Here is an 11,840-nt window from a genome sequence, read left to right as displayed (position 1 = left end):
GGCGCCCGGTGACACCCCGAACCGCTACTCGATCGTGCGCACCGCGGCCTGCGTCAAGCTGGTCGCGGTGCGCACGGCGCTGGCCACGGCGGTCTGCGGATCGAGCCCGCACAGATCCATGAGGGTGAAGAGCGCCTCGGCGCTCACGACCACCGCGAGATCCCGTTTGAGCTGGGCGAACGCTTCCGGATCCGTCGCCCCGAGGGTGCCGTCGAGCGGCCGGAGCGCATGCTCGATGAGCCCGAAACGGATTCCGGGCCGCGCGGTCGCGGTGGCTGGCTTGGTGATGGTGGCCGCGATCATCGCCCGTACCGCCCCCTCGCGGGCGAGCACGCCGCGGAGCAGGAACTCGCAGGCGAAGGCGGTGCGCTCGACGGGGTCGGCGGAGTCCGCGACCGGCGCGAGCGCCTCGGCGGGAGACGGCCAGACGCCCGCCAACGCCTCGCTGATCAGCGACTGGAGGTCGGGGAAGTACCGGTAGGCGGTGGCCTCGGAGACCAGAGCCGCGCGGGCCACCAGCGGCATGGTCACCTCCGCGCCCGTGCCGATGAGTTCGCGGGCCGCCGCCACGATCGCCGTGCGGGTGCGCTGCTTTTGGTTGGTGCGGCCGGTACCCGCCTGCGCAGTCATCGCAGAATCCCTCCTCCTGTTCGTTCCGACCGCCATCGTAGCAACTCACTCTCGTCATGAGAGTGGACTTGCATAACGCGGTTCACTCTCCCTACTCTCATGAGAGTCAGCTCTCACGAAGGAGGCAGCGATGAACAGGGTTTCCGTGGTCGGCCCGGACGACGGCGAGGCGATCCAGCTTGGCCCCACGCGGATGCGCATCCTCGAGGACGGCAGCACCACCGGGCACCGCCTCGGCATCGGAGAGATCGCCATCGCCCCGCACACCCAGGGGCCACCCCAGCACCGCCACGCCGAACACGACGAGGGCTTCTACGTCATCTCCGGCACTGTGCACTTCACCGTCGGGGAGACGACCCATGTGGCCCCGGCCGGCACGCTCGTGATGATCCCGCCCGGCGCCCCGCACACCTTCGCCAACCACGGCGACACCCACGCGGTGGTGCTCAACACCTTCACACCCGACCTGTATGTGCAGTACTTCCGCGACCTGCGGAACATGATCGCCGACGGCCGGGAACTGACCCCGGAGGCGACCGTCGCGGCCATGAGCCGCTACGCCACGGTCCCCGCCACCGACTTCGCATGACGTCTGGGCTCGGCCAACTCACGCAGGAATCAGTCCACTTGAGGAGCGGCACATGACCCGCACCACCCATACCCTCACCCTCGACCAGGGCACCCTCGATGTCACGGTCGACCGCCACGGCCGGCAGGGACACCCCTTCCTCCTCCTGCACGGGGGCGGCGGCCCGCAGACCGTCGCCCCGTTCGCCGGCCTCCTCGCCGAGCAGCGGCCGGCCAGGGTGTTCTCCCCCGTCCACCCCGGCTTCGACGGCACCGCCCGCCCCGGCCGGCTGACCGACGTCACCACCCTGGCCCAGATCTACGCGCAGCTGCTCGACGCACTCGATCTACGGGACGTGGCCGTCGTCGGCAACTCCATCGGCGGCTGGATCGCCGCCGAACTGGCGACACTGGGCAGCGACCGGATCAGCAGCGTCACCCTGGTCAACGCGGTCGGGATCCACGTTCCCGGCCACCCGATCGCCGACACCTTCGACCTGACGCCGGTCGAGCTGTCCCACCTCTCCTTCCACGACCCCTCGAAGTTCCGCTTCGACCCCGGCGCGCTCTCCGAGGCGCAGCGCGCGGTCATGGCCGCCAACCGCGCCACCCTCCAGGTGTATTCGGGCCCACACGCCATGGCCGATCCCACTCTGGCCGAGCGCCTGGCCAAGGTCGCCCACCCGACCCTGGTGGCATGGGGCGCGAGCGACCAGGTCGTGGACGCCGACTACGGACGTGCGTACGCCGAGGCCGTCCCGGATGCGGAGTTCCGACTGCTGCCCGACACCGGCCATATGCCCCAGTCCGAGACGCCCGGGCAACTGCTGCCGGTGGTCTGGGACTTCGCCGACGCCCACGCCACCAGCCGACCGCGCCCCTGAGCGGCCCGTCACCGGCCCCGCGCCTACGCCGTGCGCACGGCGAAGGCCGGCCGCCTCGGTGGCGACCGGCCCGGCGTTCAATGGCGTACGTTCAGCCGCCGACGTTCACATCGATGCAGGCATAGAAGGCGTTGGAGGTGTCCGCGATGTTCCAGACCGCGAGAACCTTCTGCTTGCCCTGCAGACCGCCGAAGTCGACCTGGTGGGTGACGGTCTCGCCCGGCTGCGCCCCGCCGTCGTTGACCTCCGCGATCTTCTGACCGCCGACGAAGTACTGCCAGGTGTTGGTCGCGTGACGCGCGGTCAGTTTCCAGGTGAAGCTCGCCTTGGACGGGACGGGCGTGACGGCCCAGCCCTTGCTGTCGTCATCGAGTTCGGCGAACCGCGAATTGCCACCGCTGCAGCTCGTCAGCCCCTTGGGACCTTCGACGCTCTGCGGCTCATACTTGATGTCGCCACAGGCCACGGTCCCGGCGGCGCACTGTGCCTGACGGCTCGGCGGGTTCGAGATGTAGCCGTGCGCGCTTGCCTCGCCCGCCGGGAGGCTCAGCGCGATCAGGGGCGCTATACCCGCGCCGACGAAAACGGACACCCTGCGTTTCATGTTCATGCCAACTCCTTAGCGGTGAGGGCGCCACGCCGGACGGGAAGCCCTTACCGAAGGTCAGGATGTGGGGGGATGTGGGGGGTGGCTGTACGGAACGCTTCATGGGCCGCGAAGGCGGTCGCGAATCTACGCCCGCACTAGGTCTAGACCATACCGTCTGTCCGTTCACGGTCAAGACATGAGACGGATGTGGTCTGGTCCACTGTCATCCCCGCCGTCGTCACCGCCCTCACCACCCCTTGGGCCGGGGCACCCGGCGGTCAGGACAAGAAAAGGCTCAGGACGAGAGGGAGTTCAGGACGAGAGGGCGGTCAGCCGTCGCCGGTCGTGGGGGGACGAACGGCGGTCCAGCCGCTCTTCCAGGCGACCCCGGGCCGCATCGCAACGCCCTGCGGACACGAGCGCGAACAGCAGCGTCTCCTCGACGATCTCACGCTGCGCCGCGCTGCCACCGACACCGGGGAGCCGTGGCAGAAGCCGCTCCAAACCGCGTGCCGCCTCGGTCCAGCGCTCTTCGAGGATGTCCTCGAACGCCGCGCACAGCGGGGCGATGACGCTCCGCTGCACCTGGTCGGCGCGCAGGGCGTGGACCCGCAGCCGCCGCAGCCCCGGCAGGTCGCCCGCGGCGGTGAGGGCGATGGCGGCGTGCAGGGCGACGAACGCGGTGGCCGGACGCTCCAGGACGTCCACGGGAGCCGTGTCCAGGACGTCGCCGATCGGGAACGGCCCCTGCCACGCGCCCGCCAGCCGGGCTCGCCACAGCAGCGAACCGGAGTCGACCAGGGCGCGGACCCCGTCCACCTTCCCGGGAGAGAGCTGCTCCGCCCACCGGCGGCGGACCGCCGCCGTGTCCTCGAGGGCGAGTTCATGCAGGGCGGCGTGCCAGGAGAAGTGGGCGCGGTGGGTACCGCCCCGGCCCTGGTGCGCCAGCCATCGCCCGAGTCGCTCACGGCCGGCCTCGTGGTCGCCGCGCTCATAGTGCACATGGGCCAGTGCGTGCATCGCATGCCCGGAGGCGGGCTCGGCGGCCAGCGCCTGCTCGGCCAGGACTCCGGCCTCGTCGTAACGCCCCTCCTCCTGGCGCATGAAGGCGAGCAGGGACGTGTGGAACCAGCTTCCCCCGTGCGCCGGGGCGGTCCGCTCGACCACGCGCAGCGCGGTGGTGCCGTCGAGATCGCGCAGACCGGAGAAGGCGATGGTGGGCACCCCGACGGCGAGCGCCAGCGCATCGCCCGGGTACTCCTCCAGGTGGCGCAGGAGCGCGGCGTCGCCGTCCGCGGGCGTGTGCAGGACACGGCGGGAGACGACGTCCACGAAGGAGCGCTCGTAGTCACCGGCCCGCTCGCGCACCGCGCGCCGGGCATCGGCCAGGGCGCGGGAAACGTCCACGTCGGCCCCGCACTCATGGCCGATGAGCGCGAGCGCGGCATGGGCCAGGGCGAATCCGGGGTCGAGCGCCACGGAGCGGCGGAGCGCCTGCGGGACCCCGGTCCGGACCTTCAGCAGCCGGTCCACCCCGAGGCGATAGGCGGTGGCGGCGGCCGCGTGGGTACTGAGGGGGAAACCGGAGGCGTCCGTGGGCCGACGTGTCCGGCGCCGGGCGGGGCCGCCACCGGCCGGGAGGGCGGGGGCCGTCCACGGGTCGAGGACGGCCTCGGCGATGGTGGCGGCCTGCGCTCGGATCTCCGGGATGGCGGTCGTTTCCCACAACTCGCCACGGCGGGGAGCGCCGAGGGTCCACAGCGGGCGTGTGGTACCGCCGTCGGCGCCGTGCAACCGTCCGTCGTCGGTGGCGACGCCCATGCTCAGCGGGCCGGGCACTGCGGCGCCCTGGTCGAGCAGGCTCCGCCACAGCGGGTCGGCCGTGTCCGACAGCCGCAGGCCCGGCCCCGTACAGTCCACCACCCAGCCCACGGGCAGTGTTCGCGGGCCGTCGCCGGTGGTGAGGGAGACCGTCAGGGAGCCGTCGGGCCGCGCCGAGGCGGCAGCGAGCCGCCCCTGGTACGTCCGCATTCGCCGGGTGCGGCGCATGCGCCCCACCGCCTCCGCGGTGGCCGGGGGCATACGGTGGCGGTGGGTGTTCCACAAGGAGCCGTACCGTGCCACGAACTCGGCCCGCTCCTCGGTGGACATCGATGCCCAGATCTCGGCCGTGACCGGGCGCAGCCCGTCCACCGCGGGCCGCCAGTCGCCATGGGTCTGCATGACGCGGCCGATGTGCTGACGTACCGCGGCGCGCAGCGCGGGCAGGGGCAGGCCGTGCAGCGGTGCCGCACACGCGGCGGCGGGCAGCGGGTCCACCGCATGCGCCTGCGGCAGCCGTCCGCCACGGGAGACGGTGTGCACCGTGCGGCCGGGGCGGTCGAGCGTCATGGCGATGTCCACCGAGGTCAGCCCGGTGCCGACGAGGAGGACATCCTCCTTGTCGCCCTGGCCGAGAGCGGCGTCCAAGGCGCCCGGCGCCCAGGGATCGGCGATGAAGCGGTCGTTGCCGCGCAGCGCCTCCGGCGCCCACTCGGCGTTCGCGCGGGACGGTCCGGTGGCCAGCACCACGCGGTGCGCGTCGACGGTCCGGCCGTCGGCGAGCTCCAGCCGGGCCGTCGGCTCCCCGCCAGGCAGGGTGGTCCAGCGGCAGCCGGTGGCGCGGGTGCGCAACCGGCGGACGGTGACGACGCCCTGCGCCGCCATGATCGCTCGCCCGAGGGTGTCGGCGAGGTAGGCGCCGTAGCGGTAGCGCTCCGCGAAGTCGCCGCCGCGCACGCCCGGTTCACCGTGGTGGCACAGCCACCGCACGAAGTGTCCGGGGTCGTCGGGGTAGCAGCTCATCTTGCCCGCGGGCACATTGAGACGGTGGCGCGGGTCGAGGGTGGAATAGGCGATGCCACGCCCCGCCTCCGGGGCCGGGTCGATCAGCAGGAGTTCGAACGGGGTACGGCGGCGAGCCGCGGTCTCGCAGAGCTGGATCGCCACCAGCGCACCGGCGGCGCCCGCGCCCACGATGGCGACGGTCCTCGTACACGGCCCTGACGTCGTACACGGCTCTGGCGATGCCATGTGATACCTCCTGCTTCCCGGGAACCGGCGGTCGAGCAGAACCGGTGCCCCGCTCACGCAACCGGTACCGTAGCCAGCTAAGTGCACCAATTCAATGAACTTGGTGAACTGATGGAAGAACGGCGGTGAGCCCTTGGCCGGAATCCGGTGTCCAAGCCGGTGGTATGGTGCCTCGGCTCATGAAACGGACGTGCGTGATAACTTGCCCAGGTGCGGATCACAGCCAAGTCGGACTATGCCGTCCGGGCGATGGCCGAACTGGCGGCCGCGGAGGGCTCACCCCTGACCGCCGAGCAGGTGGCGACCCGGCAGGACATTCCACTGCGTTTCCTCTTCGGCATCCTGCGGGAGCTGCGCCTGGCCCATCTGGTGCGCAGTGTGCGGGGCCCTGAAGGGGGATATCTGCTGGCGCGCCCGGCGAAGGAGATCACCCTCGCCGACGCGATCCGCGCCATGGACGGCCCGCTGGCCAACGTACGGGACGTGGGCCTCAGCGGTCTGGAGTACCCGGGAGCGGCGGCGGTGCTCCCGGATGTGTGGCGCGCGGTGCGGGCGAGTCTGCGGCAGGTGCTGGAGAAGACCACCTTCGCGGATCTGGCCGCCGGTGAACTGCCCCCGCTGGTCCAGGCGCGGGCCCGCGAATACCTCGACGACGTCCGCCACTACGACACGTGACCGCCGGGGGCCGACGGCCTCGGCGGCTCGGACGCGGCCGGCCCGGCGGAACCCGCCGACGCCCCGCGCATCTCCCGTTCCGCGGGCCGGGGTCCGTCATTCGCGGTGGAGGAGAAATCGCTCGCCGGGCGGGCCACGCGCTGCTAGCTTGCGGCCGTGGATCTCTTCTCACGCGCGTGGACGGCGTTGCGCACGGCGGTCGCCGAGCTCCCGGACGAGGACTTCGCCCGGCCGTCCGGCTGTGCCGGCTGGCTCGTACGGGACCTGGTGTGCCACCTGATCATCGACGCCCAGGACGTCCTGATCACCCTCGTGACGCCCGCCGAGACGGAACCGACGCGCAACGCGGTCACCTACTGGGAGGTCGCCGCAACGCCGCCGACCGGCGATGACCCGCTCGACGCGCTGACCGTCCGGATGGCCGCCGCGTACGAGGAGCCGTGGCTGCTGAAGTTCCACCTCGACGACGTCGGCTCCGCCGCCGGGCGCGCGGCCGGGCTCGCCGACCCGGGTCTTTGGGTCAGCACCCGCGACGAGGTGTTCACCGCGGGCGACTACCTCTCCGTGTACGTGCTTGAGTGGACCCTGCACCACCTCGACCTGATCGCACACCTCCCGGGCGCGGCGGAACCGCCCGCCGAGAGCCTCGCCGGGGCACGCGAGATGCTGGAGCGGATCGCCGGGGCGGCGTTCCCCGCGTCGTGGTCCGATACGGACGCACTGCTGGTCGGCACCGGCCGGCGAGCCGCAACCGACGCGGAGCAGGCCGAACTGGGCAAGCTGGCCGCGAAATTCCCGCTCTTCCTCGGATAGTCCGCCGGCCGCCGTCGTCGCCCCTCCCGCCTGGCGGCCCGCGCCCTGCTGTCCCGCGCCCCCTGCCATCCGCCTCAGCCCGGGCGCCGGGCCGCCGGGTTGCCCTGATGGGTGAAGGCGGCCCAGAGGTGGACGCGGTCGAGGTCGGTGCGGACGGCTTCGTCGCAGAGCTCTCCTTGGAGGGTGGGCGGTGGCTCGCGCCGCGGGTCGAGCATCCAGAGCTGGGCCGCGCGCAGGGCGTCCACCGGGGCGAGGCCCTGCCTGGTGACGAAGTCGTGGAAGACGGCCATCATCAGGGCCGTCGTGGCGTCGTGGACGGCCCAGCGCGAGCCGATGACATCGGCCGCACCGCGGGCGATCAGGGCGGTGGACAGGGTCAGGGCCTCGTCGTGGTCGCGGGTGCTCAGGTCCGTCTCGCAGGCGCTGAGCACCACCAACGGGCCCGCGGCGTCGGGCTGCCCGGTGGCCGCGCCATCCAGGATACGGGCCACGGTCAGGCGTCCGGCGTCCTCGGGACCGGCCGGTGGGGCGGCGAGCCACAGTGCCGAACGCGTGGGATCCGGGCCGGCCAGGGCGTGGCAGGAGATGTGCAGGACGGCGACCGGGGAGCCGCCGCCGGGCAGGACGGCGAGAATGTCCTCGGGGGTGCCCGGCGCGTCGCCGTCGGTGGCCGTGGGGAACTCGCCGTAGCGAAGACCGTCGGGGTAGCAGGCCGCGCGCAGCGCCTCCGCCTCGATCTCGGCCCATACGAGGCTGAGTTCGGGGTCGGCGACCAGCACCTGCCCGGCGGTGGTGGGCAGCCGGTCCCGGGTCGCGGCCCGCAGGAACTCGGCGCCGGAGGGCGCGTAGCTGAGCACCGCGTCCTCGCAGGCGTACCGGTGCTCGCGCGCGGCGGTCCCGTACGGGGTGCGGGCCGCGTGCCAGGCGACCGCGCCGAGGGGCCCGCACGGCACCAGCACGATCCGCGGCGGCCGGGCGAGCGGGCCCACGGCTGCCAGGACGGGGCCCATCGCGGCGGGCCAGGCCCAGTCGCACAGGTCGCGCAACGCCGCTTCCCACTGCCCGTCCCGCTCCATCTGCGGGCCCATGTCGGCCGAGGCGTCGGCGGTTGTCCGGGAGCGCCGGGCGGTGGCGTCGAGGTAGCGCTCCAGTGGCGGGCTGCCGGGCGTCAGCAGCGGCAGCTTCAGGACGGTGGGCTGCGCGTCGCCGGTGCCGGGGCGGAGGATCAGGGCGAAACCGGGCATGCCGGGGCGCTGCCCGGGGACGAGGTAGACGAGCGCATCGGCCCCGGCGGCGGTGAGACCGGCGGTCAGTGACGGCAGGTCCGGGGGGCCGAGCAGTTTCCAGGCGTCCGCGCCGCTGCCCGCGCCCAGCGCTTCCAGTGCCCTGCGCCGCAGCGTGCCCGGGATCTGCGGCCCGGTGGACTGACCGCTCGGCGTGGCCGGGGTGCCGGGCTGAAGCGGGTCCGCGGTATCGGGCTGGGGCGCGTCCGCGGCGACCTCGGCGCGCCACTGCCGGGCCAGATCCGGGTGTCCCCGGGCTTCGAGGAGCTCGGGAATGCCACGGGACGCGGCCGCGGCCCGCAGCACCAGGGCCCGGCCCAGCTCCAGCGCGTCCACCGCATCGCCCGGGCGGTCACACACGGTGGTCCAGTAGGCCAACCACAGCGCCTGTGCCGACCCGAAGCGGGCCACGGACAGGCCGTGTTCGGAGCCGAGTTGGAGGAGAACGTCGGCGGACAGCCGGACCAGCGCCTCGCTTCTGGTGGCCAGGGCGGCCTCCCGGTCCTCCTTGGTGCTCGGACCGCCGCGCTCACGGCGCAGCCAGTGGGCTTCGGACAACTGCGTCAGGGCGTCGGCGGAGTGCGGCAAGCCGTGTCCCCGGGCGAACATCTCACGGACCTGGGACAGCTCGGTGATGCACACGTCGAGCAGGTCCGGGTCATCGAGGTGGCGGGCCGCGTGCAGCAGGGCCCGGCCGAGCTGATACCGCAGCCGGAGTTCCTCGTGGGGGGTGGGCTGCGGTCCCTCGAGGATCCGGTGGACCTCCGCGATGGCCTCGTCGGCGGCGTCCCGGCTGGGCTCGATCCTGATCAGCTGGATCAGCGCGGAGGTGCGCACGGTGGGGAAGTACGGTCTGAGCATGGGGGCGATCCGCCGCGAGTCGGTCCCCACGACCTCCCTCAGGTACCAGGCCGCGGCGCGGAGTTCTTCCGGATCCTGGTTGCGGGCGGCCTGTTCCTGATGTACCTCGGCCAGGGTGGCGGCGAGCGCGAAGCGGTTCTCCTGATCGGGCGGCAGGGTGGCGTACAGGCCGGTCAGCTCCTCGACCAGGCGCGGCAGCACGGTGGGATCCTCGCTGCGGCGGGCCAGAGCCAGCTCATGCTGGGCGGTGAACACCATCAAGGTGAGCGTGTCCGTGGACGGCGGTGAGCCCTCGCGCTCGTGAGCGGCGCGCAATTCCCTGGCCATCGTCCGGGCGGCGTCGGCGGCCCGAAGGCTGCCCCCCAGTGTCGCCGCCTCATGGAGGCGCCCGGCCAGGCCGATGGCCAGGGCACGACGGTTGGCCGTGGCCCTCTCACCGTCCCCGGGCAACGTGTCCATCATCTCCTGAAGCCGGGCGGCGCTGGTCTCCAGGTGTGCCAGATCTCCGGTCTGGGACACCCGTACGGCATCGACCAGTGCGGCCAGCCGCGGCGCCAGGCCGACATACCCCGGGCCGCCGGGAAAATCCTCGGGGTCCGGCCCCGGCTCCGACATGGCCTCGTCCACGTCGTCGAAGTCCATCGTGCCGGGCACCAGAAGGTTGGCGTGCACCAGCAGGACGGCGTGCAGCTTGGCGATGCGGGCCCGTTCGGGTGTGCGCTCCGGCAGCTCCCCCAGGGCCCGCCGGGCGACGTCCGCGCCGTGACGGACACGCGGGGCCAGCTCCCGGGGGTCACCCTCGCCCGACCTGAGCCCGGTCAGCAGCTCGCGCAGCGGCTCGAAGGCCGGTCGGTCCAGCCCGAGGGCCGCCACTTCCGCGTCTGCCTCCTCGGGGGAGGCAGTGGCGCGGTCCGCGGTCCTGTACAGCCACACCAGGAGCTCCGTGAACCGCGCCAGGTCGTCGGAGGCCCAGCCCAGCACGGTGTGGACGGCGTCGGCCAGCGGGTCGTCGGCGCGTTCCCCGGCTTCCCCGCTCCCCTCGGCTTCCCCGATTTCCGCGAGAGGGGCGGTGCCGGTCGGGTTCGGCGTGCCCTCCTCCTGCGACGCCACCACATCGGACTGCTCGGCCGCGGCTGCGGAACTCTCCCCGGACAGGGCCGAGAAGCCGGAGGCGGACGACAGCGTCAGCTCGATCTCCGACGTGAGAAGCCCGAGGAGCCGACGCACCTCCGGATCTTTCGGGCCACCGGCCAGGCGCTCGATGACCTCCCTGGCCTCCGCCAGGTCCTCCCGCAGGGACGCGGTCAGCGGCTGCGGGCCGGAGGCCCGCAGCCGTGGCTCCTGGCGGGGGTCTTGCCGCTCCGCCCGCACGGCCCGCGCGTAGTGCGCGGGGACGAGCAGCCGGAGCAGCGCTCCCCGGGCTTTCGCGGCGATCGGGTCGGTCAGCGGTCTGGTGCGGTCGGCCCAGCGCAGATGACGCAGCGCGTACTCCCGTTCGCGCCGGGCGGCGTCGGACGTGTCGTCCGTCCCACGGCTGCCGATCCGGACGCACAACAGGATGCCGAGCAAGGGGACGAAACCGTCCCGGAGCGGATCGTCCTCGGGCAACAGCTGCTCGATGGCGGCAATATGCTCGATCGTATGGGCCAGCGCGACGGTCCGCCCCGGGTCGCCCCCCGCTCGGCGCAACACCTCGCCGGCCTGTCGGGCGGCAGTGGCGGTCCACACTCGCAGCGCCCGCGCACCGTCCTCACCTTCGCCATGGCGCCGTTGCTCGTCCTCCATGCCGCACTCCCCCCGGTGCCCGGACACGTACCCGCTGACGACCAGCCTCCCACGGGACGGAAAAGGGCTGTGACACCCGAGCGACCGCGGGAGGGTGTGTTCTCAGGCGTCCGGCAGCACTCCGGGCCGGAACTTCTCGACGCCGACGACGCGGTGGACATGGTGCGGCTCGATGTACACCGCCACGCGCACCTCGCCGGGGGCCAGCCAGGGGAACGTCTCCGTGCCCAGGTACTTCTGCGCGAGACGGTCCATGACGTGTACGCCCGGCTCCCCCTCGACGAAGCGGACGGCACGGCCCCGGATCTCCACCCGGTGATACGGATCCTCGGTGTCCATACAGCACAGTGACACCCTTGGATCGCGTCGAAGGTTCTCCTCCTTGATGCGCCCTGCCGAGGTGTTGATCACCACCAGGCCGTCCTCCAGGTCGGCCCACATCGGGGTCAACTGCGGCGACCCGTCCGGGTTCAGGGTGGCCACTTGCCAGAACCTGGGTTCCTGAAGCCACGCACGTGTGATCTCGTCCAGCGTGGCAGCCATGCGGTTCCGCTCCTTACTCATCGTTCAAGCGGTCCAACGCATATCCGGCCACCGGGGTTCCGAACTGCCCGCCGCCCCGACCGCGGACGAACACACACCGGCCGACGCCGAGGCGGGGGCGGCTCCGCGCCCTGCCTC

9 protein-coding genes are annotated in these 11,840 nt (G+C 72.7%); 4 read left to right on the top strand and 5 right to left on the bottom strand.

Annotated elements, in window-relative coordinates:
- Window positions 1-24 precede the first annotated feature (24 nt).
- On the bottom strand, window positions 25-630 hold the full coding sequence (locus ACFYOY_RS21380) for a TetR/AcrR family transcriptional regulator (protein WP_351893887.1): 606 nt from the start codon (window positions 628-630) through the stop codon (window positions 25-27).
- Window positions 631-760: 130 nt separating this feature from the next.
- On the opposite strand from ACFYOY_RS21380, the gene ACFYOY_RS21375 reads away from it, so the two are divergent.
- Complete coding sequence (locus ACFYOY_RS21375) at window positions 761-1,219, top strand: cupin domain-containing protein (protein ID WP_351893885.1); 459 nt, start codon at window positions 761-763, stop codon at window positions 1,217-1,219.
- 52 nt (window positions 1,220-1,271) lie between these two features.
- On the top strand, window positions 1,272-2,081 hold the full coding sequence (locus ACFYOY_RS21370) for an alpha/beta hydrolase (protein ID WP_351893883.1): 810 nt from the start codon (window positions 1,272-1,274) through the stop codon (window positions 2,079-2,081).
- A 91-nt stretch (window positions 2,082-2,172) separates the two neighbouring features.
- Here ACFYOY_RS21370 and ACFYOY_RS21365 read toward each other — a convergent pair whose 3' ends face one another.
- Together ACFYOY_RS21365 and ACFYOY_RS21360 are read right to left on the bottom strand one after the other, a co-directional pair.
- Entirely contained in the window at window positions 2,173-2,691 is a 519-nt protein-coding gene (locus ACFYOY_RS21365) for a lytic polysaccharide monooxygenase auxiliary activity family 9 protein (RefSeq protein WP_351893882.1), read from the bottom strand.
- A gap of 291 nt (window positions 2,692-2,982) precedes the next feature.
- Window positions 2,983-5,742 carry an FAD/NAD(P)-binding protein gene (locus ACFYOY_RS21360; RefSeq protein WP_351893880.1) on the bottom strand — a complete coding sequence of 920 codons (2,760 nt, stop codon included), beginning with the start codon at window positions 5,740-5,742 and terminating at the stop codon, window positions 2,983-2,985.
- Window positions 5,743-5,952: 210 nt separating this feature from the next.
- Here ACFYOY_RS21360 and ACFYOY_RS21355 point away from each other — a divergent pair, with 210 nt between their 5' ends.
- The gene (locus tag ACFYOY_RS21355) at window positions 5,953-6,417 is read left to right on the top strand and encodes an Rrf2 family transcriptional regulator (RefSeq protein WP_014058908.1); all 465 of its coding nucleotides are present in this window, start codon (window positions 5,953-5,955) and stop codon (window positions 6,415-6,417) included.
- Window positions 6,418-6,573: 156 nt separating this feature from the next.
- Window positions 6,574-7,230 (top strand): maleylpyruvate isomerase N-terminal domain-containing protein, encoded by a 657-nt coding sequence (locus ACFYOY_RS21350; protein ID WP_351893874.1) that lies wholly within the window; start codon window positions 6,574-6,576, stop codon window positions 7,228-7,230.
- Window positions 7,231-7,304: 74 nt separating this feature from the next.
- Here the strand turns inward: ACFYOY_RS21350 and ACFYOY_RS21345 are convergent, their stop codons facing one another.
- A complete protein-coding gene (locus tag ACFYOY_RS21345) occupies window positions 7,305-11,159 on the bottom strand; it encodes a CHAT domain-containing protein (RefSeq protein WP_388588817.1) in 3,855 nt (1,284 codons plus the stop codon).
- A gap of 102 nt (window positions 11,160-11,261) precedes the next feature.
- Window positions 11,262-11,702 (bottom strand): PPOX class F420-dependent oxidoreductase, encoded by a 441-nt coding sequence (locus ACFYOY_RS21340; protein ID WP_014058911.1) that lies wholly within the window; start codon window positions 11,700-11,702, stop codon window positions 11,262-11,264.
- Window positions 11,703-11,840 lie beyond the last annotated feature (138 nt).

It is taken from the genome of Streptomyces sp. NPDC007875 (assembly GCF_042868035.1).
GTDB lineage: Bacteria > Actinomycetota > Actinomycetes > Streptomycetales > Streptomycetaceae > Streptomyces > Streptomyces antimycoticus.
This window is presented reverse-complemented; position numbering and strand designations above follow the sequence as displayed.